This is a genomic window from Candidatus Symbiobacter mobilis CR (genome assembly GCF_000477435.1).
GTDB classification, from domain to species: domain Bacteria; phylum Pseudomonadota; class Gammaproteobacteria; order Burkholderiales; family Burkholderiaceae_C; genus Rhodoferax; species Rhodoferax mobilis.
Genome location: NC_022576.1, coordinates 1,745,187 through 1,769,023, shown reverse-complemented (window position 1 = coordinate 1,769,023; position 23,837 = coordinate 1,745,187). Strand labels below are relative to the sequence as shown.

At 61.8% G+C, this 23,837-nt stretch carries 20 protein-coding genes and 1 other RNA gene; 8 read left to right on the top strand and 13 right to left on the bottom strand.

Going from position 1 to position 23,837, the window contains the following annotated elements:
- The first annotated feature begins 104 nt into the window (after positions 1 to 104).
- Together prfB and pepN are read left to right on the top strand one after the other, a co-directional pair.
- A protein-coding gene (prfB, locus tag CENROD_RS07270) for a peptide chain release factor 2 (RefSeq protein ID WP_151194601.1) occupies positions 105 to 1,209 on the top strand; the annotation gives its coding sequence in 2 pieces (ribosomal slippage) (positions 105 to 179 and positions 181 to 1,209; 1,104 coding nt in all).
- A 119-nt stretch (positions 1,210 to 1,328) separates the two neighbouring features.
- Positions 1,329 to 4,049, top strand: coding sequence for an aminopeptidase N (pepN, locus tag CENROD_RS07265; protein ID WP_022773601.1), 2,721 nt, complete (start codon positions 1,329 to 1,331; stop codon positions 4,047 to 4,049).
- A 54-nt stretch (positions 4,050 to 4,103) separates the two neighbouring features.
- Here the strand turns inward: pepN and rnpB are convergent.
- Both rnpB and CENROD_RS07260 read right to left on the bottom strand, forming a co-directional pair.
- Positions 4,104 to 4,454: RNase P RNA component class A (gene rnpB / locus CENROD_RS12795), an RNA gene on the bottom strand.
- 26 nt (positions 4,455 to 4,480) lie between these two features.
- Positions 4,481 to 4,870, bottom strand: a complete 390-nt coding sequence (locus CENROD_RS07260; protein WP_041193384.1) for a YraN family protein — start codon at positions 4,868 to 4,870, stop codon at positions 4,481 to 4,483.
- Between the two features lie 94 nt (positions 4,871 to 4,964).
- Here CENROD_RS07260 and CENROD_RS12495 point away from each other — a divergent pair, with 94 nt between their 5' ends.
- Positions 4,965 to 6,317 carry an O-antigen ligase family protein gene (locus CENROD_RS12495; protein WP_081699840.1) on the top strand — a complete coding sequence of 451 codons (1,353 nt, stop codon included), beginning with the start codon at positions 4,965 to 4,967 and terminating at the stop codon, positions 6,315 to 6,317.
- Positions 6,314 to 7,141, top strand: coding sequence for a glycosyltransferase family 2 protein (locus tag CENROD_RS07250; protein ID WP_238551756.1), 828 nt, complete (start codon positions 6,314 to 6,316; stop codon positions 7,139 to 7,141). Before CENROD_RS12495 ends, CENROD_RS07250 begins: the two co-directional genes overlap by 4 nt.
- Positions 7,142 to 7,210: 69 nt before the next feature.
- Here CENROD_RS07250 and CENROD_RS07245 read toward each other — a convergent pair whose 3' ends face one another.
- Together CENROD_RS07245 and gloB are read right to left on the bottom strand one after the other, a co-directional pair.
- Positions 7,211 to 8,827, bottom strand: coding sequence for a transglycosylase SLT domain-containing protein (locus CENROD_RS07245; protein ID WP_022773586.1), 1,617 nt, complete (start codon positions 8,825 to 8,827; stop codon positions 7,211 to 7,213).
- Entirely contained in the window at positions 8,821 to 9,612 is a 792-nt protein-coding gene (gene gloB / locus CENROD_RS07240) for a hydroxyacylglutathione hydrolase (protein WP_022773581.1), read from the bottom strand. The genes CENROD_RS07245 and gloB overlap by 7 nt, the downstream gene beginning before the upstream one ends.
- 129 nt (positions 9,613 to 9,741) lie before the next feature.
- On the opposite strand from gloB, the gene CENROD_RS07235 reads away from it, so the two are divergent.
- Together CENROD_RS07235 and rnhA are read left to right on the top strand one after the other, a co-directional pair.
- Positions 9,742 to 10,581: a class I SAM-dependent methyltransferase gene (locus CENROD_RS07235; protein ID WP_022773576.1), complete on the top strand. Its 840-nt coding sequence runs from the start codon at positions 9,742 to 9,744 to the stop codon at positions 10,579 to 10,581.
- The gene (gene rnhA / locus CENROD_RS07230) at positions 10,578 to 11,042 is read left to right on the top strand and encodes a ribonuclease HI (protein WP_022773573.1); all 465 of its coding nucleotides are present in this window, start codon (positions 10,578 to 10,580) and stop codon (positions 11,040 to 11,042) included. Before CENROD_RS07235 ends, rnhA begins: the two co-directional genes overlap by 4 nt.
- Before the next feature lie 49 nt (positions 11,043 to 11,091).
- Here the strand turns inward: rnhA and ssb are convergent, their stop codons facing one another.
- Positions 11,092 to 11,598 (bottom strand): single-stranded DNA-binding protein, encoded by a 507-nt coding sequence (gene ssb / locus CENROD_RS07225; RefSeq protein ID WP_022773569.1) that lies wholly within the window; start codon positions 11,596 to 11,598, stop codon positions 11,092 to 11,094.
- A 317-nt stretch (positions 11,599 to 11,915) separates the two neighbouring features.
- On the opposite strand from ssb, the gene CENROD_RS07220 reads away from it, so the two are divergent.
- Positions 11,916 to 12,338, top strand: a complete 423-nt coding sequence (locus CENROD_RS07220) for a VanZ family protein (RefSeq protein ID WP_022773562.1) — start codon at positions 11,916 to 11,918, stop codon at positions 12,336 to 12,338.
- On the opposite strand, the gene CENROD_RS07215 is transcribed toward CENROD_RS07220, so the two are convergent.
- On the bottom strand, positions 12,329 to 12,532 hold the full coding sequence (locus CENROD_RS07215) for a putative motility protein (protein WP_022773558.1): 204 nt from the start codon (positions 12,530 to 12,532) through the stop codon (positions 12,329 to 12,331). The genes CENROD_RS07220 and CENROD_RS07215 overlap by 10 nt on opposite strands.
- A gap of 135 nt (positions 12,533 to 12,667) precedes the next feature.
- Between CENROD_RS07215 and CENROD_RS07210 the strand changes: the two genes are divergently transcribed.
- Positions 12,668 to 14,722, top strand: coding sequence for a hybrid sensor histidine kinase/response regulator (locus CENROD_RS07210; protein ID WP_238551755.1), 2,055 nt, complete (start codon positions 12,668 to 12,670; stop codon positions 14,720 to 14,722).
- Between the two features lie 78 nt (positions 14,723 to 14,800).
- On the opposite strand, the gene CENROD_RS07205 is transcribed toward CENROD_RS07210, so the two are convergent.
- From CENROD_RS07205 to CENROD_RS07175, 7 genes are all read right to left on the bottom strand, one after another.
- Complete coding sequence (locus CENROD_RS07205; protein ID WP_022773547.1) at positions 14,801 to 15,526, bottom strand: YggS family pyridoxal phosphate-dependent enzyme; 726 nt, start codon at positions 15,524 to 15,526, stop codon at positions 14,801 to 14,803.
- Positions 15,526 to 16,395 carry an HDOD domain-containing protein gene (locus CENROD_RS07200; RefSeq protein WP_022773544.1) on the bottom strand — a complete coding sequence of 290 codons (870 nt, stop codon included), beginning with the start codon at positions 16,393 to 16,395 and terminating at the stop codon, positions 15,526 to 15,528. The genes CENROD_RS07205 and CENROD_RS07200 overlap by 1 nt, the downstream gene beginning before the upstream one ends.
- Before the next feature lie 151 nt (positions 16,396 to 16,546).
- Positions 16,547 to 17,539: a porin gene (locus tag CENROD_RS07195; RefSeq protein ID WP_022773540.1), complete on the bottom strand. Its 993-nt coding sequence runs from the start codon at positions 17,537 to 17,539 to the stop codon at positions 16,547 to 16,549.
- Positions 17,540 to 17,833: 294 nt separating this feature from the next.
- Complete coding sequence (locus CENROD_RS07190; protein ID WP_041193379.1) at positions 17,834 to 19,504, bottom strand: Wzy polymerase domain-containing protein; 1,671 nt, start codon at positions 19,502 to 19,504, stop codon at positions 17,834 to 17,836.
- A gap of 40 nt (positions 19,505 to 19,544) precedes the next feature.
- On the bottom strand, positions 19,545 to 20,681 hold the full coding sequence (locus CENROD_RS07185; RefSeq protein WP_022773533.1) for a glycosyl hydrolase family 18 protein: 1,137 nt from the start codon (positions 20,679 to 20,681) through the stop codon (positions 19,545 to 19,547).
- Positions 20,678 to 21,424: a cellulose biosynthesis protein BcsQ gene (bcsQ, locus tag CENROD_RS07180; protein ID WP_022773529.1), complete on the bottom strand. Its 747-nt coding sequence runs from the start codon at positions 21,422 to 21,424 to the stop codon at positions 20,678 to 20,680. The genes CENROD_RS07185 and bcsQ overlap by 4 nt, the downstream gene beginning before the upstream one ends.
- Before the next feature lie 73 nt (positions 21,425 to 21,497).
- Positions 21,498 to 23,792, bottom strand: coding sequence for a cellulose biosynthesis cyclic di-GMP-binding regulatory protein BcsB (locus CENROD_RS07175; RefSeq protein WP_051360334.1), 2,295 nt, complete (start codon positions 23,790 to 23,792; stop codon positions 21,498 to 21,500).
- Positions 23,793 to 23,837 lie beyond the last annotated feature (45 nt).

Sequence of the window (23,837 nt, the reverse complement as noted above, 5' to 3'; positions counted from 1 at the left end):
TTGCGATGGCGGATAGCGGGGATAGCGGGGATCAGGCATCCCCTTGAGAGAAAATCCCCGCCCCTGTCACCCCCTTTGCTTTTTTCCCCCACCTGGATCATTCGATGGAACCCGAACGTGTCAATGCCATTGGCAATCAGCTCTCCGATCTGCTGGCTCGCACCCGCGAGTTACGGAGGCTTCTTTGACTACGACGCCAAATACGAGCGGCTGCGCACGGTCAACGCTGCGCTAGAGGATCCCACAGTCTGGGACGACCCCAAGCGTGCCCAGGAATTGGGCAAGGAAAAGAAGCTCTTGGAGGGCGTGGTCATCACGCTGTCCGATCTGGATCACCATCTGCAAGATGATGCAGAGCTGTTCGCGTTGAGTCGCGACGATGGGGACGTGGACAGCCTCGCCCATATCGAGGCCAGCACCGCGCAGTGGGAGGCCACCGTCAAGGAACTCGAATTCCGGCGGATGTTCAACAACCCGGCCGACCCTCTGAACTGCTTTCTGGACATTCAGGCCGGCGCTGGGGGCACCGAAGCCTGCGACTGGGCCAATATGCTGCTGCGCCAGTATTTGCGTTACGCGGAACGCAAGGGCTTTCGCACGGCCTTGGAAGATGAAACCCCTGGGGACACGGCAGGGATCAAGAGCGCGACGATCAAGATCGAAGGGGAATACGCCTTTGGTCTGCTGCGCACCGAAACCGGGGTGCATAGGCTGGTGCGCAAAAGTCCCTTCGACTCTGCGGGGGGGCGGCATACCTCTTTTGCGTCGGTGTTCGTATACCCGGAAGTCGATGATTCGATCGTCATCGATATCAACCCCAGCGAAGTGCGTGTGGATACGTTCCGCGCCAGCGGGGCAGGCGGGCAGCACATCAATAAGACCGATTCCGCAGTGCGGCTGACGCACCTGCCCACAGGCATCGTCGTGCAGTGTCAGGATGGGCGCAGCCAGCATAGCAACCGGGACGTCGCATGGAAGCGGCTGCGCAGCCGCCTCTACGACTTCGAGCTGCGCAAGCGCCAGGCGCAGCAGCAGCAGCTCGAAGACACGAAAACCGATGTGGGCTGGGGGCACCAGATCCGTAGCTACGTCTTGGACAACAGCCGAATCAAGGATTTGCGTACCAATGTCGAAACGGCGGCGACGCAGAAGGTGCTTGATGGCGACCTTGATCTCTTCATCGAAGCATCGCTGAAGCAAGGAGTGTGAACGCTATGGCCCTGAATACCACGCATCCCCCCGACGAGCTGCAAGGCCCCCACGTCCTCGCGGCAGTGGATGACTACCTTGCTGTGCTCGACCCTCCTTTTTTGCTGGAGCAATGATTCATGTTGCCTACGCATCCCTCCGCTGCCCGTGCGATTCATCGTGCTGACTACCGTCCCCCTGCGTTCTGGATCGATACGGTTGCGTTGACGTTCGACCTCGACCCTGCCAAGACCAGGGTGCTCAACCGCATGACGCTGCGGCGCAACCCGGCAGTGGCTGCCCAGGCGCTGCGGCTCGATGGGGAAGACCTCAGCCTCGTTCGCGTGCTATGCAATGGCGCGGGCACGTCGTTCCGGCTGGAAGAGGGGGTGCTCGTGCTCGAAAAACTGCCGAGCGACGACAAGCCTTTCGAGCTGGAAATTTTCACGACGTGTACGCCGGTGGACAACACCCGCCTGATGGGCCTCTACGTCAGCCAAGACACCTTCACCACCCAGTGCGAGCCGGAAGGGTTTCGCCGAATCACCTACTTTCTGGACCGGCCTGATGTGATGGCGCGGTTCACCGTCACGCTGCGCGCAGATCGTGACCGCTACCCTGTGCTGCTGTCCAACGGCAATCTTGTCGATAGCGGGCCTCTCGACGGGAACCGGCACATGGCGACGTGGGAGGATCCCTTCCGCAAACCCTGCTACCTTTTCGCGCTCGTGGCTGGCAAGCTGGCTTGCAGGGAGCAGCGCGTGGTGTCCCGCACGGGCAAGGAGCACTTGTTGCAGGTGTACGTGCGCCCGGCAGACATCGAAAAAACCGAACACGCGATGCAGTCGCTCTGCAAATCGGTAGTGTGGGATGAATCCCGCTTCGGGTTGAGCCTGGATTTGGAGCGCTACATGATCGTGGCGACCTCCGACTTCAACATGGGCGCCATGGAAAACAAGGGACTCAACATTTTCAACAGCAAGTACGTGCTTGCTGCGCGTGCGACGGCCACCGATGCGGACTTTGCCAATATCGAGCGCGTCATTGGCCACGAGTACTTCCACAACTGGACGGGCAATCGCATCACCTGCCGGGACTGGTTCCAGCTCAGCCTGAAGGAAGGGTTGACGGTCTTTCGCGATCAGGAATTCAGCATGGACTTGTGCGCGCAGCCTTCAGCGCGTGCGGTCCAGCGCATTAGCGAAGTGCGCGACCTGCGCACGGTGCAGTTTGCCGAGGACGCCAGCCCTGTGGCGCACCCCGTCCGCCCGGATAGCTACGTGGAAATCAACAACTTCTACACGGCGACGGTCTACGAAAAGGGCGCCGAAGTCGTTCGCATGATGCAAACCCTTGTCGGCAGGGAAGGTTTTGCTGCGGGGATGCGCTTGTATTTCGAGCGCCACGACGGCAGTGCGGTGACGTGCGAGGACTTTCTTCGCGCTGTGTCCGACGCCAACCCGGGTTCGCTGCTGGCTACGCGGTGCGCAGCCTTCGAGCGCTGGTACAGCCAGGCCGGGACGCCGAGGATCGTTGTGTCCGACCACTACGACCCCGACGCTGCCACCTATACCTTGCATCTGGCGCAAAACTGCCCGCAATGTCCTGGGCAGGCTACTGCGGCGCCTTTTGTGCTCCCGATCGCATTGGGACTGGTCGGCGCACGCACGGGGGCTGCACTGCCCTTGCATCCTCAGAGCGAGATTCCCGGTCGACAAGACGGAGACAGCCTGCTGGTCGTGCTGGATCAATCGCAGTGTTCGTTGCGCTTCGAGCAGGTGCAGGAGCCACCGGTTCCCTCGCTGCTGCGCGGATTCAGTGCGCCGGCCATCGTCCAGTATGCCTACAGCGATGATCAGCTCTACACACTGCTGGCGAACGATACGGATCCCTTCAACCGATGGGAGGCCGGGCAGCGCTTGGCGTTGCAGCATGCCGTTGCGGTCATCACCTCCGGTACAGGTACCGGGGACACAGGAGCGCTGAGCGGGCGTTTTCTGGATGCGATGCGTGGAGTGCTGCGCCATCCCGGTCTCGATCCCGCCTTCAAGGACTTGGTGCTGACTTTGCCGAGCGAGGCCTACATCTCCGAGCAGCTCGACGTCGTCGACCCCCAGCGTATCCATGCCGTGCGAGAGGCCATGCGAACCCAGCTTGCCACTGCGCTCCAGGAAGATTGGCAATGGGCCTACGAGCAGCATGGCGACAACGGGGGGTACCGCTTCGACCCCGTCTCCTGCGGACGGCGTGCGTTGTGCGGACTGGCATTGGCCTATCTCTGCCTGGCTGCGGAGGTCGAGCAAGCAATGCAGGCGCATCCGGTCTGGCCCGGCAAGGCTTATCAGCGCTGCAAGGATGCGGACAACATGACCGACCGCTTCCATGCGCTCAGCGCCCTGGTGCATAGCGGAAACGCTTTGGCGCAGCCTGCGCTGGCCCGGTTCTACGAGCAGTTCCGTAGCGAGGAGTTGGTGATCGACAAGTGGTTTGCCCTGCAGGCCGGGTGCAACGACCGGGGCGGGCAAGTGTTGTCGGCAGTGCGGAAGTTGCTCCAGCACCCCGATTTCACGCTACGCAACCCCAACCGTGCGCGCAGCGTGATCTTCAGCTACTGCCTCCACAACCCTGGGGCTTTCCACAGGGTCGATGCCGGGGGCTATGTGCTTTGGGGGGAACAGGTGCTGGCCATCGACGCGATCAACCCGCAAGTGGCCGCACGGCTGGTTCGTGCGATGGACAACTGGAAGAAGCTGGCCCAACCGTACCGCGACGGGGCTTTCGATGCATTGAGCCGACTGGCCGGGAAGGCCGATCTGAGCAAGGATGTACGCGAGCTTGTCACCCGCGTGCTGGCGGATTGACTACAACCGGATGGGGAGGAAGGCAGCAAGAGCCTGACAAACTCCTGGGCTGTGGTGTGAAGCCTGCCGATACGCCGGATTCTGTGCGCCGGGGGAAACCCCAGCGTGACCGCCATTCCTCTGGGCGTCTGGTCACCCAGGCGCTCAATGCTACCTACCCGCACGCTCGGGGGGCACCGTCGGCGCGTGCCTACTTGGTATTGCTGCGCGTAGAGATTGCCCGTTTCACCCACCACCGGCTTGCGGCGGCGACTCGTCTCTGTTGCTCTGATCCTCGCCTTCTTCCCCAGGAAATCCCGAAGGTTCCCCGTGGTCTTCGGCGGACAGCCGTTAGCTGCTACGCTGCCCTGTGCAGTCCGGACGTTCCTCCAGTGCCATGGCACCAGCGGCGGCCTGGCAGGCTTCACGGGGCGGGATTATCAGGCCACAGCTCAGAACGACTCGGCATCGAAAGCCCCAGGAATCCATTGCAGCACCCCGGCCTCGACCACGACGACATCGAACCGGCATGGCGGGGGGCTGGCGCAGCGCAGCAAGTAGTAGCGCGCTGCGCGGACGATGCGCCTGCGCTTGGCTACCCCAATGCTGGCTGCTGCCCCGCCATGTTGTCCATTGCTGCGCGACCGTACCTCCACAAACACCAAGGTACCATCTTGCGCCCGCAAAATCAGGTCGATTTCCCCTCCACCTCGCCCGGGCGTGCGGTAGTTGCGCTCCACCAGCCGCAACCCGGCCTGCTGCAGGTGCGCCAACGCGGCGTTTTCTGCATCGTCGCCGAGGGCTTTGGTGGTGAGGGGGTGTGTGCGGGTACCAGGAGGCATGGGTGCATGGCCAGTGTCTCTTTCGAAGCCCATTGTGCGCCCCGTGTGACGTAGGTTGTATCTCCCGACTATTGAACGCAAGAAAGCCTGGTCGATGTCCTCCATTCTTTCCTGTCCGGCAACATGGCGTTTGGCTGTTGCGAAGGCTGTTACGAAACCTCGCATCGATATCGAAACAGGGTTGGTCACGCTCTTCTTGGTGTCGTTCCCTTTGTTTGTCGTGACACTGCGCTCGTGGGCCAGCACCATGCTGCTAGTGGGGGCGGTACTGTGTACGCTGGCCTTGGTGCTGCGCCAGCAGAACACCGTGTGGGCGGAAGAGACTGTATGGCTACGTCGCGCCGTCTTGCTCACCTTGCTAGCGCCCGCAATGGCTACGGCTTTGGGATGCCTGCTGCGGGGCCAATGTACATGGACACTGTTCGATACGCCGTTCCGGTTCGTACTGGCCGCCATCGTTTTCTGGTTCGCGGTGGATCGAAAGATCGACTTCTTGCGGGTCTTTCAGTACGTCGTCGTCGCCACTTTGCTGGGGATGGCGTTGCATCAGCTTTTCTTTCCGCAGCCTCGGTTGTGGGGGCCGCATCGGATGTCCACGTACTTCGCCGATCCACTGGCCTTTGGCTATTTGTCTTTGACGCTAGGACTGGTCAGTCTGGCGTCCATCGACGCGCTGGGCAAGGACTCCCCGGTCGTGGTGGGATGCAAACTGCTGGGGGCTGTGGTGGGTGGATTGCTCTCGGTCTATTCCAGCAGCCGCACTGGGTGGTTGGCGGTGCCGATTTTGGTGGGGCTATGGTGGCTGGGTAGATCGTGTGTTGGGGATGTGCGTGGGCAGAGGATACGAATTGCTGTGGTGGGCGTTGCCGTCGTGGTGGTAGCGGGTGCATGGATGTCGCCGATGGAACGGCGTGTGGAGTCTGCTATCCAGGAAGTCCAGCACTATCCGTGGACAGGGCTTGCACCGGAAACTTCTGTGGGGATTCGGATTTCTTTGCTGCGTATCGCCAACGACATGTTTCAGGCGCATCCAGTCGCTGGCGTTGGAGACACACGGCTTATGCAAGCACATCTGCCTGCTCAGGTGCAAGAGTACGCCACCTTCCAGACTCAGCGCATCGCCTTGAAATCAGGCTTCCACAACGAAATCGTGACAAACACCATCCGTCACGGGCTTCCCGGGCTGGTTGCGTACACGATGTTGTTTGTGGTTCCCTGGGTCGTGTTTCGGCGTCAACTGCGCAGCCCGGTTCGAGCACAGCGGGCCAATGCCAGGGTGGGGATCGTATGTATCGTCTGTATAAGCGTCAGCAGCCTGAGCACGGAAGTGTTCGATATGAAACACATGGCCAGTTTTTGGGCGCTTACCCTTGCGTTGCTGTGCGCATCTGCCATGGCTGCCGATGACCCGTCTACGCCGTCTGCAGAAACCGAGAGGATGCCATGATGAGGGAAGAGGACTATGCGATGACCTTTGCCTGTTTTGGTTCGGTAGACACCACGAAGATTTGCGTTGATAGCCTGGTGCGTGCGGGCACGCCGCTGAGCCGGGTGGTGGTTGTCGACAACGGTTCGACGGACGGCACCGTTGAATATCTACGTTCCTTGCCATTGGGCGGCTGTATCGTCAACAAGAGCAACCTGTCTTGCGGTGCGGCGTGGAACCAGGGGATATTGCACTTCCAGTCGGAATGGACTGTGGTGATGAACAACGATATTCTGGTGCCACCAGGATGGGTCGAAGAGCTGATTGCCATTGCCAATACGCACGGCTTGTCCATCATTTCCCCAGCGATGGTCGAAGGAGAGGCGGACTACGACTTCGAGTCTTTTGCCGAAAAGTCGGGTGCAACGATGCGCGACGTTTTTCGGCACGGTACCCAGAGCGCTGTTTGTTTGTGCATCCATCGTCGTGTTTTCGAGGAAATCGGGTATTTCCGCGCGCACCCCAAACTGCTGGGGTTCGAGGACGCGATCTTTTTTCACGACTTGGCGCAAACGTCCCTGCGCCGCGCCATCACCGGAAGGGTATGGATCCATCACTTCGGTTCGATCACTCAGAAAGCGATGAAAAAAGCGATGGGGAAGAGGGAGCGGGAGGAGTTGATGCACGTCAATAAGCGACGGCTCTTGCAACAAAGCTGGATGGAACGCAAGCTATCCCGGTTTCGTGCCCAACGGCAGGCGCATGGATGGAAAACCGAGGAGTTGGCACGCTATGGCATGACCCTGCACGGCGAGCGCGTAGGGGGTGCGTGGGTGTGGAGATAGTGCGGAGACGCTGGGCATCAAGGCGCCGTGCAGAACCGTCAGCCGGTCCCCCAATACCGACATGGGCGCCTACCGGCGTGTTTTTGTTTTGGGCGCCGCCTTCTTCCCCTTGGTCTTCCCTGCCTTCCCCCCAAGCTTCTTGGTTGCTTTGGGTGCAGCACGGGTGGGGCTGCGTGCCGATGTGTGGGCCTTGGCCTTGGTAGCAGCTTGGGCATGTTTTTGCGCTGAACGCAGAGGGCGCTTCTTGGCCGTAGTAGGCAGATACACCAGTACCTTCTGGCCCTTGGCAAAGGTGACGGACGACGAGACCTTGTTCCACTGTGCGACGCTGGCCGCGCTGAGCTTGTAGCGTGCGGCGAGTTGGGCAACGGATTCTTTTTTGCGTGCGCGAACCCAGGTCTTGCGCAGCACAACTTCCGGGGCCAGGGCCAGGTAGCTGTTTTCGGCGACACGCTCGCTCACGTCGTGGCGGATCCCGTTGCTGCGGCGGACGACCAAGGTCGAGCCAGCACGAATCTGCATTCTGGGCGGAATCTTGTTGACGCTGCGCAGCTCGTCCTCGCCCATTCCTATCCGCTTGGCTGCTTCGCGCGCCGTCAGCGTGGTGGGCGCGATCCACGCCGTCCAACTCGCTAGACGGTCGCCGGTGAAGGATTCCAGATTGCTCTGAAAACGCTCGGCCTTGTCCCAGGGCAGCAATATTTGTGGATGACCTGCCGCCAAGAGCACAGGCTTGGTGCTGCTGGGGTTGAGCGACCGAAACTCTGCCAGCGAGATTTCCGCCAGCGAGGCAGCGACAGCCACGTCGATGTCTTGGCGAATCTCCACCGTCTGAAAGTACGGATGGTTCGGAATCGATGGCAGTCGGATGCGGAAGGCGTCGGGGGCCGCGATGATGTTTTTGACGGCTTGTAGCTTGGGGACGTACATCCGCGTTTCCATCGGCATCGGCAGATCGGCATACGAGGCGCTGGCTCCCGCCTTACGGGCCTGGGTGACGGCGCGGGTTACCCGTCCTTCCCCCCAGTTGTAGGCGGCGAGGGCGAGGTGCCAGTCGCCAAACATGTCGTAGAGTTTTTGCAGGTAGTCCAGCGCAGCGCGGGTAGAAGCCAGCACATCCCGCCGGTCGTCCTGGAACATGTTTTGGCGCAAGTCGAAATTGCGGCCCGTAGCCGGCATGAATTGCCACATCCCGGCTGCCTTCGCGCTGGAGATGGCCTGGGGGTTGAAAGCACTTTCCACGAAGGGCAGCAGGGCCAACTCGGTCGGCATGTTGCGGCACTCCAGCTCTTCGACGATGTGGAAGAGGTATTTGCTTCCGCGCTCGACCATGCGCTCGACGTAATCGGGTCGGCTGCTGTACCACAGCTCGCGTTCGCGCACCAGCTCGGTGTCCAAATCGGGCATGGCAAAGCCACGCCGGATGCGATCCCACAGATCTTGGGGAGCGGTCAGGGGATGGACATCCTGACCACGCAGCAAGGAGGGCTGTAAGGGTTGGAGACGAATCCCCGTCGCCCGTGGGGGATCGACGGGGGTCACCGTGGCCCCCGTCGGCACGGCAGGGATGGCTGTGGAAACAGGGGCAGGAACATCGCGTTGCATGGACAACGGCCATTCCAGGGTGGCGCATCCAGTCAGCAGCAGCGTGGCTGCGACGATCCAGTGGCGTAGTGCATTCAGCATCGGTCTTTCCATCTGCGCAGTGCGGCGAACACGGCCACCGGGTCGGTGGCATCGGGGTCCTGGGCGCGCACTGCGCGTTGGACGGATTCGACGTGGGTACGCAAAAAAGGGTTGACGGCCTTTTCCAGGCCGATCGTCGAGGGTAGGGTCGGCTTGCCATGGCTGCGCAGGGCATGGACCCGATCCTGGTAGTCCCGCAGCGCTATATTGTCCGGTTCGACCCTACGCGCAAAGCGCAGGCAGCCCTCGGTGTACTCGTGCGCACAGCAGACCCTGGTTTCCTCTGGAAGCTGCGCCAAGCGCGAGAGCGATGCCAGCATCTGCTGGGCCGTTCCCTCGAACAGGCGACCACATCCTCCGCTGAAAAGGGTATCACCACAAAACAGGATCGGTGGTTCTGCAGGGGAAGTAAGCAGGTATGCCACGTGCCCGGCAGTGTGGCCTGGAACGTGCAGCACGCGGCAGGGCAGGCCCAACAGCAGAAGTTCTGTGCCATCTTGGCATGGCACCACGGGGCCAGCGATGTGCTCTTGGGGGGCATATACCGTAACTGCAACACCGCCTTCGCGGAGGACCGTAGCGCCGCCATTGCGTAGAGCATGTACCCCACCAGTGTGGTCTGCATGGTGGTGCGTGACTAGAATCGATTCGATTCGCACTCCCAGGCTGTCCGCAGCACGCTGCACCGGGCCTGCGTCTCCCGGGTCCACGACGATGGCCCGTCCGTCCTCCCACAGCATCCAAGCATAGTTGTCTGCAAGGCAGGGGATGGGTACCAGGTTCATGCTCCAAAAAATTATAGGTAGGACGTACCCAAAATTGTCCCAGCTTGGCACCTCCACGCAGACAGTACAAAGCAGTACGGCAAGTGGGGTTTACAACGCTGGGGCGGTTTTGCGTAAGCCCCAATAGGTATGCAACACTGGCTCCAGGCCCCTGCAGGGCAGTATGTTCTGGCGTGGGAACAGGCACAGTTGGATGCTGCTGTGGCCAACGCTTTCGGGTTCCATGCGCTGCAATTGGGTTTTCCGGAACTCGACGGGCTACGCGCCAATCGCATGGCGCATCGCTGGCTGGCTGTTTCGCAGCTCTCGTTGCAGGCGGGTGTTTCTGATCGCTCTGATCGTATTCCCGAGGGCATTCTTGAGCGGATGTCCGAACGTATTCCCGATGTGGTCACAGACTTTGCTGCGCTGCCTTTTCCGGCAAACAGCCTGGATTTGGTGATCCTTCCTCACACCTTGGAACGCGCCACCGACCCCCATGGGGTGTTGCGGGAAGTGGCCCGGGTGCTGGTGCCTGAAGGGGTGGCGGTGCTCACGGGCTTTAACCCCGTGAGCCTGTGGGGCTTGCGCGAGGCGCGTGTGCCCAGGCGGCGGTGGTTGCCTCGTGCCCCTTCCGCAGAGGTAATGGAATTCATCGGTTCTCTGCGCCTGCGCGACTGGCTGGGGTTACTCAGCCTGGAGGTACGGGCCGAACATTTTGGCTGCTACCGACCGATGTGTTCCAGCATGTCGTGGTTGCGGCGTCTGGCGTGGATGGATCGGGCTGGAGAGCGCTGGTGGCCGATCCTGGGCGCGGTGTATTGCCTGGTCGCCGTCAAGCGCGTGCGTGGCATGACGCTGCTCCAGCCGGGGTGGAAGCCCGCCGTATCGCTTGTTGGGGCGCGTGCCGTTTCCCGCAACGGCGTTCGCGCTGTGCAAACCGCAGGCCGGGAACCCTGCTCCCAGGAATCCCAAGGAATGATTCGATGACCGAAGTGGAGATCTACACCGATGGCGCATGCAAGGGCAATCCTGGCACGGGGGGTTGGGGTGTGTTGTTGCAGTACGGGGATAAGCGTAAGGAACTGTGCGGCGGCGAAGTGCATACCACCAACAACCGCATGGAAATGACTGCTGTGATCGAGGCGTTGCGCGCATTGCGCAAGCCCTGCCATGTCACCCTGTATGTCGATAGCCAATACGTGCTCAAAGGCGCCACGGAATGGATGCCGGCATGGAAAGCGCGCAATTGGGTCACTGCGCAGAACACCCCGGTCAAGAACGAGGATTTGTGGCATCGCATCGACGAGTTGCTACGGGAAGGAGGGCACCGCATCGAATGGCGTTGGGTGCGTGGGCATTCCAACCACCCCGGCAACGAACGTGCGGATGCCTTGGCCAACCAGGGGGTGGAAATGGCGCGCCACCGTGCCCGTGCAGGGGCGAAGTGATAGTCAGCCTGCATTGCGCGCCGTCGGCAAGCCACCCCCGGTATGCCCATTAAAAAGGAATGTCGTCGTCCATGTCGCCGTCCATGCCGCCGAAACTACTTCCCGCCGGGGGTGTGGAAGTAGCAGGAAGAGGAGCTGGGGCAGTCTGTGGGACGGGGTCACGGCGTGGTGCAGGGGAAGAATTGCGGGCATATCCCGGCTCGTCCTCTTCGTTGGGAACATTGCGGCTGCCCAGCATCTTCATCTGGTCGACGCGAATTTCCACGGTGTTGCGCTCTTGTCCATCCTTGTCTGTCCATTTGCGGGTACGCAGGCTGCCCTCCACATATACCTGCGAACCTTTGCGCAGGTATTGTTCGACGATGTCGACGAGCCGACTGTGGAACACCAGGCGGTGCCACTCGGTCTGGTCCCGCATCTCGTTGCTTTGCTTGTCGCGCCAGCGCTCAGTAGTCGCGATGGTGACGTTGGCCACCCGGTCGCCGTTGGAAAAGGAGCGAATCTCGGGGTCGCGCCCGAGATTGCCAATCAGGATGACCTTGTTGACGCTAGCCATGTGTAGTCCTCAGAAAAAGGAAAAAAGGGAACAAGACAGGGTGCAGCAAACCATGGGGTGCGATGTGGAGAGCGTGGCAAGCAACCCCATGGTTGCGCAGAACCCGGATGCGCGGGCGATTTTCTATGGAAAAACCCGTGGCGTTGGCCACGCAAGTACCAGCAACTATCCAGAACCAGCCTGCAGGCCGGTATGGCTGCACACTTTGGGAAGGGGTTTGCACCCCCCCCAAAGAGGCGCCGAAACCCTGACTTTCAGGCCGGGGTCACGGCTTACCGCCCTGAAGTGCGTGGTGTCCAACCGGTATTAGTTTTTCGATGATGCAGCAAAGACCACCAATGTCGTTGTGCGGAACGAAAACGGCCTCGACGCACCGCTGGTGCGCCCGTGCGCTGTTTTGGGGGCTGGTCGCGATGGCGTCGTGGTTGGCGCTTGCGCCAGCGCCCCAGGTGCCCGAAGTGCTGCGATGGTGGGACAAAGCGCAGCACACTGCCGGATTCGCAGCCCTGGCATTTTGGGGGCTGGTGGCCTATCCACGCGGACTGAGCAGGCTCGTACCAGGATTGGTGCTATTCGGCGTGGGCATCGAAATCGCGCAGGCGTTCACCGGATGGAGGCACGGAGATTGGCGGGACTGGGCCGCAGACTGCGTGGGGATTGCGCTGGGTTGGGCAGCGTGGCGCTGCCTGCTATGGTGGTGGGGCTGGCGTTCCCGCTCTCGCCCCACGTTTCATGCGTAGGTGTTGACTACCGTCCCCATATTGGTATTGTTGTTCGATGGCGCGGGTTGGGGCAGCGTTTGGAGCATGGCTGCGGCAGCGTTGGATTCCGCGTCGAGCGCCTTGCGCAGTACCAGCATGTGCAAGGCATCCGAAGTGCTGCTTTGGGCTGCGGTCGTGGCCGTGCGAACTGCGGCGGTGTTGGTGATATTCATGCTTTTCTCCCATGTAGTGTGCAAGGTGACCAAGGTGATAAACGACCCCAAGTCTTTATCGGTAGCTCTGCGTCGTTCTGTAGTTGTTTATGACACATACAGCATCGGTGCATGCTGTGCTTGGGAGCCAACGCAGTGACCAGACGTTCCCCAGCGCGCCCCCAGCCCTTGCGCCGCGCACGCTCCGCTGCATCCGCCACCCCCGTTCGCCCGGGCAGGCTTGTCGATGAGCTGCGCAGGTATCAGGCAGAGCTACGCATCCAAAACCAGGCGCTACGGTTCAGCCAGGCTGACGCCGAAGCGGCCTCCGAACGCTTTGCCACCCTGTTTGCGCATGTGCCGCTGGCGTTGATGGTGGTGGATGAGCGCACGCAGGTGTTGCAGCACAACGCACGGGCATTGGCGCTGTTTCGTCCGCTGGAAAGCGATCCGCCGCTGGTCTTTCTGCTGCCTTTCGTGGAACCGGGCATGGCGTCGCAAGTCGAGCAAGGCATCGAATGCGCATGCAGGGAAGGTGCCAGCGTGCTGCACGAGCTGACCTTCCTGTCCGGCATCGACGGGCGTTTCACTGGTGATCTGCACATCGCCTGCTTCGACGACGCAGAGCAGCCCAGCCTTGTCTGCGCCATCATCGACCAAAGTCCTTTGCTGGAGCAGCGCCGCGCTTTGCAGGCCAACCAGCGGATGCTGACCGAGCGCAATGAGGCGCTGGGCCAAAGTCAGGCGCAGATGGCTGCGATCATCGATTCTTCCCTTGATGCCATCGTCAGCGTCGACGAACGGCTGTGCATCTCGGTCTGCAACCCGGCTGCGCAGTCCTTGTTCGACTGTGGCGCTGCGCAGGCCATCGGGCGTGGGCTGGACGTCTTTTTGCCCACCGCAGCGCAGGCGTTGCGCCAGGGGGAGGTCGAGCAAACCGTGCGTCTGGGCGAGATGGATGCAAGGACCCTCGATGGGGTGCAGGTGCCCGTCGAAGTGAGCGTGTCGCGCCAGCGCAATCCGGATGTGGCCACCCTGTTTCTGCGCGATTTGCGCATGAGCAAGGAGCTGGAACGCCGCCGTGCAGTGCTGGAGGCGCAGTTGCTGGAGTCGCAAAAGATGCAGGCCATTGGTACCTTGGCTGGCGGTATCGCGCACGACTTCAACAACATCATCGCGGCGATTCTGGGCAATGTCGCGTTGGCGATGCAGGATGCAGGCAACGAAGGCCCCGTCGGCGTGAGCCTGGCCGAGATCGACCGCGCCGCTCGCCGTGCGCGGGATTTGGTGCGACAGATTCTGACCTTCAGCCGCCACGAACCCCCGCGCCGTTGCTCCGTGATGCTTGCCAGGATCGTCCAAGATGCGGCGCGGTTGTTTCACGTGACCTTGCCGCCGCATATCCAGCTTCGGCAGGCGATTTCCTCCGAACCCTTGTGGGTGATGGCCGATGCGACGCAAATCGAGCAAGCGTTGCTGAACCTGTGTACGAATGCGATGCACGCGATCGGCGACCACGCGGGGTACATCGCCGTGGAACTCGAAGCGGACCATGGCGCATCGCCACCGCAAGCGCTGTTGCGGGTGCGTGATACGGGCAGCGGGATCGATCCGGAGACATTGCAGCGGATCTTCGAACCCTTTTTTACGACCAAGCCGGTCGGTCAGGGTACAGGGCTGGGGCTGTCCGTCGTTCACGGCATCATGCAATCGCATTCCGGCAACATCGCGGTGCGCAGCGCGCCGGGGGAAGGCAGTGAGTTCGTGCTGCGCTTTCCGTTGTGTGCGCAGGCGCCTGTTGCGCAAGCTCCTGCCGTGGCGACGGCGTCAGCAGCGCGCCGCACGGGGCACCGGGTGATGTACGTCGACGACGATGAGGCGCTCGTCTTTTTGGTACAGCGTGCGTTGCGTAGGCGGGGGTACATCGTGACCACCTACGGCGACCCCAAGGATGCCCTCGTTGCGCTCGGCGACGACAGCAACCACGTCGATTTGCTTGTCACCGACTTCAACATGCCCGGCTACAGCGGGGTGGAGCTGATTCGCGACGCCCTGCGCATCCGGCCCGCTTTGCCGGTGGCGCTGGCTTCGGGCTATGTCAGCCCGGACATTGAACGCGATGCGCTGGCTGCGGGAGCGCGCGCCCTGCTGCACAAGCCCAACGACATCGATGAACTCTGCGCGGCCATGCAGGCGCTGCTCGACGGTTAAGGGGGTGGCGTTTGCAGGGGGAACGGGTTTTGCACATCCGGCGCTGCATCGCGACTGCCGTCGCTCCCACAAATACCGCTATGGGGAAGGTGGGACAGCGGGTGGCTTGGGTGTACGGTAGCCAAAAATTGCGCTGCCGACGCGAACCATCGTGCTCCCTGCGGCGATGGCTGCGTCGAGGTCTGCGCTCATACCCATCGATAAGGTATCTAGCTCCCACCCCTGCGCACGTAGGGATTCCCACAGCGCCGTGGCCCGGGCAAAAACGGCCACCTGCCCGGTGGCATCGTCGACGGGGTCGGGAATGCACATTAGCCCGCGCAATCGCAGACGGGGGAGCGCCGCAATCTCCCGCGCCAACGCAGGCACATCGGCAGGCGCCACGCCAGATTTGGTCGGCCCCCCGTCAATATTGACCTGGATGCACACCTGCAAAACGTCCCTCTGCGCAGGGCGTTGCTGGCTGAGGCGCTGCGCGATCTGCATTCGGTCGATCGATTGCACCCAGTCGAAGTGCTCGGCAACGAGTCGGGTTTTGTTGCTCTGGATTGGACCGATGCAATGCCATTCCAAGGGAAGGTGGCGGAGCAGGGTGATTTTTTGCACCGCTTCCTGCACGTAGTTTTCGCCAAAAGCTGTTTGCCCGGCTGCGTACGCTGCCGCCACGTCATCGGCGCTGAAAGTCTTGGATACCGCCAGCAGTTGGACGGCATCTTCATGACGATGGTGACGGATACAGGCTGTCGCAATGCGCTGTCGCACCGATTCCAGCCGCGCAGCCAACGCCGTGGCGTGCGCGTCCATCAGGTTACGACGACGCTTTCGAAGGGGTGGTAGAGCACGTCCACCCAGGCTTCCACTTCTGCAGGGCCGATCTGCAGGAAAGCCATGCAGCGCTCGCCATAGCGCTGCCACTCGCGCTGCACCTCAATGGCTTCGTGTTGGGCGACGAGATGGTCGGCAATCGCTGCGATGGCGACGAGGTTGCGCACTGCGATGGGTACGGTATCGTCCTCAAGCACGGAAAAATCGTGGTGCAGGCGAACGGCAAGGACGATGACAGTGGGCAGCCTCCACGTCTTGGCGACGATGGCTCCCACGACGGCGTGGTCGGTGCGGTGCGCGGCGTTTTCGGTTTCGATGAAGGTGCGATCCTGCCGCGCCATCGCTTCCACCAGGGTGCCGGAATACCCGCGCACCCCTTGCAGCATGATCGGGATGCCGACGTGGAAGAACAGTCCGCAGGTCTTTGCGATTTCGACGTCCATCCCGTACATCTGCCCGGCGATGTGCGCCATGGCAATCGACCTGCGGGTCGACGATTCCCAAAAGTGCTCGATGAGCGTGGGGTCGATGCGGATGCTGTTGCGCAGCAGAAAGCTCGTCAGCAGCGTGGCTGTGGGCCGTACGCCCAGCATGGCGACGGCTTGCGCGGCAGACGCCACGGGTTCTTTGCGTGCATACAGCGAACTGTTGGCCACGCGGATCAACCCCGCTGCCATAGCCACGTCGCTCCCTGCAATGGCTGCGACGCGGTGGGGGTCTGGATCCGCCAAGGCCAATTCCTGTTGCAACTGCACCAGCAGTTGGGGGCATGGGGGAATGACGATGTCTTTGACCGGGCCAGCGTACCGCGCTGCGTCGAGTTCTCGGTTGATGGCTTGTGCGTCCATGATTCCGTGATTATTGCGGGCTTTTTGCCGGAAATGACGGGTGCATGGATATCTTTGCGCGCACTGTACAGGGACGAAAAAAAACCGCCCACAAGGGGCGGTTTGTCACCATGTCGTGCTGGCCGGAAAAGCCAGCACAGCAGGGCAGGGCTTAGAACTTGTGGTTCACGCCCACGGCAAAGGTGCTGTTTTCCACATCTTCGGCACGGCCATTTTTCTCTTCTGCAGCGAAGCGATAGCCGCCGTAAACCGTAGTGCGCTTGGACAGCGAATACGCGGCACCTAGACCATAACCAGTGCGGGTGGTATCGGCAGCATCATCGTCCGTCGAACGTGCGAAGCCCGCAGAGAGCACCAGCGCGCTGGAGACGGGGTAATCAATGCCAAATTGCCATTCGTCCGTGGTATTGCCATCATCCACAGAACCATACGAACCCAACACTTTGACGATGCCAAAATCGTATGAAGCTTGGACAGTGGTGTAGTCGGTACTAACGACATTGACACCTTGTGGTTCTTCGGTTTGGTACCCCACAGCTGCATACAAGGGACCATCAGCATATTGCAGATTGAGGCTGGTGACAGAACTGGGATCCAACTTGGTAGTCTTGTCTTCGCCAAAGCTCAAGCTGATAGCGCCGGTGAAACCAGCTAGGCTGGGCATTGCGTAGTACACGGTGTTGCCAGGATTGGCAAGATACGCATCACTACTTATCCACACATTTGTCGTCGGAGCGAGCTTGGAATCAAATACCGAATTGGCGGTGCCAACGATGTCATCGTAAGCGGTATAAGGTTTGCCAAGTCTGATTTCCCCAAATCCACCGGTCAAGCCTACATAGGCTTTGCGGCTGAAAGCTTGACCAGCGGTAGCTCCACCATCGTCTACATTGAACCCTTGCTCCAACACGAAGTTGGCTTTCAAGCCACTACCCAGATCTTCTACGCCTTTGAAGCCAATACGACTGGAATTGACTCCACCGCTTTGAATGACGGTTTGCGTGGCACCAAGAGTCTTGGGGTCGGCATCATTTTTCGTCGCACCAAAGTACCCGTCAACGATCCCATAGACATTGACGCTGGATTGGGCAAACGTGGCACCGGTTGCGGCCAGGGCGGCCAGGGCGATCAAACTTTTTTTCATATCAAAAACTCCTTGATGAACTCTCAAAAACCCATCGTTGCCCGTTGCGGGAACGAGGTGAACGACGATTCACAGGGAGTGATTCCACCATGAAAGGGCGGCCAAAATCGAATCGGTGCCCCAATTCGGCAGGGAATGCTATGTATTCCGCAACATAACGTGGCTACATTGCAACGCATTGTTGCCCTGGTGGGTGCGAGGCAAGGCGTAGGAATAGGCATAAGCTTAGTCCTAGGCATAGTCATAGTTGCAGGCGACTGACTGCACAGGCGAAAGCGATCAAAGCGAAGACGGTTACGGGTCCAAGGATTGCTTGGCTGGCTGGCGCGCCACCCAGTGTGCCCAGGCATCGGGAAAGGCTGCCCGGAACCGCAGGGTGTAGAAATCGGCCTCCTCCTGTTGCCCCAGCATGCGTGTACTGTCGATCAGCCGCTCGACGACGCGAGGCTCCGGGGAAAAGTGCAACAACTGCCGGGATAGCGCGTACACGCTGGCGGCGTTGTGGGGTTCGGCGGTCGTCATCGTCAGCTCCGCGAACAGCACTTGGTCGCGGAACAGCACCACATCCAGTGTTTTGTCGAGGGTGTCTTCCTTGTAGCCGGGCAGGCGTTGTTCTGGAGGCAGGTAAATTTGGCTGGCCAGCTCGTATTGCCATGCGGCGACCACGCAATACCCACCCAGCAGCAGCGCAGCCAGCCCCTGCACGGCGCGCAGCCATAGCCCGCCGCGCACGCGGGGCCAAAGCAGGTACAGGCTCAGCACCACAGCGATCTGGAATGGGCCATACCACAGCGGGTACTCCAGCAGGCTATGCAGCAGGATGAGGGCCAGTACCGACCACGCGAGTTGGCGCGTGGGGTCGTCGTCCTTCCAAAACCGGGCGCGCAGGGGCGCCCAGACGATCAGCCCAGTCCATAGCACGGCGATGGGAGCGCCAAGCTCTACGGCAAGGTGCAGCGGGAGGTTGTGCGCGTTGTCGAGGATGTCGCAAAAGCGTGGGTGTGGGTAGAGGGTGACGAAGTGCGCGTAGTCGAGTTCGTCCCACCCCCATCCCGCCCAGGGCCGCTGCGCGATCAGGTACAGCACATTGCGCCACAGCGTCAGTCGGCTTGCGCACGGCGGGTCGCCCGCTTGCAGGCGTGCGAGCGCCCCGTGCGAGGCAGGCTCCACCCCCAGCCACCAGGGCAGCGCGACGTTGCCCAGCAGATATGCCCCTGCCGCCACCGCCCAAACCAGCCCCACCGTCCGCAGCACTGCGGGGCGCAGCCCCCCCCACAACGCCGCGAGCGCACCCAGCAGTGCAAGCTGCACCAGCCCGGTACGCGACGACGACGCAGCATTGCCCAGCCCGATCACGCAAGCTGCCGCAAGCAGCCAGGCCCACATCGCCCATTGCGCCCATGGCACCGACCTCAGCCGCATCGCCCATCTTGCACGGACTGGCCAGGTAGGGGCCATGGACATAGGCCCCACCGATACAGGCCCCATCGCCGACATGGTGGACAGAGGTGGTGCCTCACCTGCGCACGAGGCCGCTATGCCATCGTCGCTGCACCCTGTCGACCTGATCGTGGACCGAGGGCGCGCATCACCACGATGCAACGTGCCGGCAAACCACAGCAACGCGGCCAGGCCGATGTTCATCAGCGTGGCGAACTGGTTGCGCTGGCGCAGGTTGCCATAGGCCTGCCCGGTACCGGGGTGGCTGGCCCAGCGCCCCATCCAGTCGCTGGTTCCGGTGTATTGCATCAGCCCGATGGCGGCGCTCAGCACCGCAGCGATGGCCCATGCCCAGGCGATGGCGTGCGCCATCCGTTCCCGATCCGGCTGCCCCACGGCCCATAGCATCGCCAGCCCGGCGGCGCAGCCCCAGGATGCCAGCAGTGGGACGACGGCAGGCATCGGCCCCGGCGCAAAGGGGTGGATCCACGGCCAGACGATCAGCGGTAGCGCAAGGAAAGGCATGGCGGAAACAGGGCATGCGAGCGGAAGCACGACGCAACGGCTACCGCAACCGCTCGATCAGTCCGTCGAGGTTGTCCATGCTCCGCCGCTGCACGTAGGCGCTGAGCAAGGCGTGGCGGTCGTACCCCAGCAGGAAGAACGCCATGCCGCCCAGGCCTCGTTGCGCAACGAAGCCGTACTTGCGTCCCAGCGACCACCAGTCCTCGAACCACCCCTCTCGCCATTGCCCGGCGTCGTTGCGGAATTTGTAGTACGACGACCCCGTGACTGGATCGTGGGTGGCGCCGTACCGTTGCACCCGTTCCGCAACGGAGATACGCAGCTCGGGCAGCCAGTCTTCCGGCACGGCGGCAAAGGTCGTGGTATCTGCGGGCCGGATGACTTCGGAGCGCGGGGGCGCATCGCGCACGCCCCATTCGTAGCCATAAAGGGGGAACCCCATCACGATGCGCTGCGCAGGCAAGCCCAGCGCAGTGGCCGCCTCGACGGCCTTGGCCCACGTCCAGGAATCCGGCCCGTCGAGGGGAGCCACAGGCCCCGCACGGCGGCTGGCGCGGTAGTGGGTGTCGTACCCCTGAACGACGACGTACTCCGCCAGCGCCAGCGTGGCGGGGTCGTAGAGCGCGGTACCTTCGCCCGCAGGCAAAAAGACTGAGAGCGCCTTGCCTTGGCTACGCAGGCGTTGCGCCAGCGTGCGAACGAAGGCGCGGTATCCGGCCACTATGGCGGCGTCCTGGACTTCGAAAATTTCGATGTCCAGGTGTACGCCAGCCGTTTCCTTGGCGTGGGACAGGGACAGCGTCTCGTCCAGCAGCCGTGCCCTGGCAGCTTCTGTGCGGAACAACGTTCGGAATTCGGCGGGGTCGAATAGCGTCAATACCACATCGATCGGCACTTTCGACCGCGCAGCCTCGGCACAGAGCGCGGCCCACTCGGTCGGCCAGCCGTGGCGTTCCGCAATCGTTCCGTCGGGTGCAATGCGGAATTCGAAGAACAGCAGCCGATCCAGCTCCGCCAAGGGGGCCGACCGCCAGCTCTGCGGCACCCACCAGGGGAAGTAGGCCATGGCCTGCAAGCCTTGTGCAGCGGCGGCGCCAGCCAGGGCGCCCGCGAGCGTCAACACAGTCAGAAAGCGGCGCCAAATCCAGGGAGGGCGAAGGACAGCGCCGCGCATCATTCGAGGTTCGTCAGCAGCCAGTCCACCACGTACTGGATGTCCAGACTCGCCTTGCACCCCGGCTCGTACTGGAGCACGGGGCGTTCAAAGGCCAGGGCCTGCGCGACATGCACGTCGCGGTGTATCGATACGGGGATCAGTTGCGTGGAGTAGTGTGATTGCAGTGCCACCCGAACCTGGTGCCCCAGCTTGCCGCGCGTGGGCATCTGGTTGATGAGCAGGTACGTTCCCGCATAGTCCGGGCGGTCTGCGGTGTACTGCCCTATGAGCGCAAGCATCTTGTCGACCGTCACCAGCGAGGCAGCGTCCGCCAAGACGATTTTGAATGCACAGTGCGCAGCGCGCAGCGCTTGTACCAAGAACACCGTTGCGCCAGGGGGGGTATCGAGCAGGATGAAATCGAACGCTGTCGTTCCCAGGGTTCCGATACCCCGTGCCACCCAGTCGGGGTCGGCGCGCAAATGCGCTTCGAAGTCTTCCAGCTCCGCATCGGTCACCCGCCCAAAGGGGATGAAACTGACGTCGAAGGGGCTATCGAATACTGAAGCAGGGCTGATCCCTTCGCGAACCAGCCCCGCGATTTCCTGCGGATCCATGCTGAGGTGGAAGCGTTGCGCGTTCTGCGGATCCAGGTCGATGAGTAGGACGCGCTTTTTGCGCTGGGCCAGCGCCACGGCGAGGTTGGCAGTCAGGGTCGATTTGCCGACCCCGCCTTTGCCCGAGAGAAACGCGATGATATGCATGAGAAAACCGTCGAAACAGTCGGAATGTGCGTCAGGAAGTGGGCGTCAAGAAGTGTGCATCAGGCAGAGGATGTCACACCTTGCGCTTCGGAACCAGGCGTCGCAGCAGCACGAGCGTGGGGCGGTATGCAGCCAGCGCGGCCAAGATGCACAGCAGTGCCACGCCGATACCCACCCACGTGGGGTGGTCTTCCAGCAGCCAGCCTAGCTTGGTTTTCCACGCCAGCGAGCCGAGGTAGTACGTTGCGCTGACCTTGGCTGCGTCCAACGCCTTGTCGTCGATCACGACCAAATCGCCCTGAATCTGCCCGATCCGCTCCGGGTTGGTGAGCAGATCGCCCACTTTTTGCAGGTCTGCCGCCTTGTCGGCATGAATTAGCACCACGCTGCGGCTGGCTTCTAGCGGGGATTCGAAGGCTATCAGCGTCGTCAATTCGCCACGCCCGGCCAAATTCAGCTTGCCGCGTGGCTGGGCAATCGCATGGACGTCTTCTTCCTCCCAGCGGAATTTCGGCAGCCAGGTGGCGTCGGGTTCGCGCACCCGGCGCTCGCCGCTGACGGACACCACGGGAAGTTTGTCTGCCCACAACGTCATCAGCGTCTGGCTGTTGGCCGATCCGATCACCAGCATATCCATCCCGCTGGCTTGCTCGACCTCCGCAGCCGTCAACAGACTGTGCCGCAGCACGGGGTACCCGGTGGCCTCGCCAAAGCGCCCCATCGCCATCAGGTACGCCCCCAGTTCAAAGGCATTCGGCGCATCGGGCAGCAGTACGGCGGTTTCGGAAAGATCCGCCATCCGCGTGAAGGGGAAGCCAATGTTGGCGTAGTGCGCCAAGTTCGGCAGCGCGACGTAGCGCGGAAAAACGCTGAAATCCATCGTCGATTCGGGGTCGATGGCTGCCTGGAGGTTGTCGGGGGGCATGGCTTGGCATTCCCCCTGCTGGATGATGTCGAAGAAAAACGCCATCTGGAGCTGGTCTTTCCCACCCACGGCGTAGGGGGGGATGTAGAGCAGATCGCTGCGGCGCGAGACGTTGTCGCTGCCGGGAAGGTTCAGGCGTTGGACATCGTCCGGGTTCCTCCATGGAGCGTTGAGCGGGAAGGCGTGCAGAAAGTGGTTGTTGAGGCTGACGTTCAGGCTCGAATTTTTGTGCTCGGGCAGGCGGAGGAAGCGGTAGCGCAATTGCATCGGCACTCCCTTGGTCCTCCAGGTGAAGACATCCGGGGATACGCGGTAGTTCAGCCGAATGACTTCGGGGTACCAGCCGTGTACCCGCAACTCTTCGGGTTTGGCCAGCTCGCCGAATCGCACGGGGCGGTGGCTAGGTACCCACGCCGGCGCGTCGTAGGGAACGCGTTCCTCCATCGGGGTTTCCTGCGTGATCCGCACGGCAGGCCCGGCAAGGGTGGCGGAAACCAAAGCCAGCGTGCGAGCTGCCCGCAGCAGGTCGGCATCCTGGACACCGGAAAACACCAGCAGCTTGGCCAGCGGGTTGTTGGGGTGGGTGATAACGCTCAGGTGCGCATCGGCGGGCACATTCACGCCTGGAACCCCCTGCATCCCCTGCGTGAACACGACTGCGTTGCCTTCTGGCAGGGTGCCCAGGGAGACGGGGAACTGTGCCCCCCGTGCGCCAGCCTGGATGCTGAACCACGACGCGACGATTCCCGCAGCCTGTACGGCTCCCCGCGATGGTCGTGCGGGGAACACGAATGGCAGTTTGAGCATCGCGTCGTCGAATTTGTCGAAAAACGGCGCGGGCAGGTACTTCAGGTCATTGGTTCGCGTCTTGGGCGCGAGCGTGAGTTCGAGCTTGGCGATGTCGTTGAGCGTGAGCCATAGCGAGGTATGGAACATGTTTTCGCACTGGCGCGTGTAGTGGGCGATCAGGTGGAAACGCAGGAAGTTGGCATCGGCAAACCAACGCGGGTCCAGGTCGATCTCGCGCCGGTTGCCCAGGTTTTTGCCTGCGGGCAGCTCGAAGACGGTGGAGACGCGCTCGTTGAGCAGGATGCGCAGGTGGCTCCATTCGGGGATCAGGGACGGCGAATAGTCGTAGACGATCGACAGTTTGGCGGCGACGACCATCTCGTCGGAGCGCACGGAAAAAGTCAGCGTGCGCGAGGCATCAGCGCCTCGCAAATGCACCGAAGACCATGCCCCCATGTCCTTGAAGCTCAGCGAGACCTTGCGGTAGGTGGCCGAGGCTTCTGGAACGGCGGTTTCGACGATCTCTTCCTGCACGGGCGCCTTGCGCCGGGACTTGGATCGTGGCTCGGCAGACAGGCTGGTACATGCGATCCCCAGGATCAGCGCCCACGACAGGCACCGAAAGGAGCGATGCAAGAAGGAAGACAAGGACATGGTTGGGCAGAACATGCGTGGAATGGCTGGAAGTGGTATGGAAGC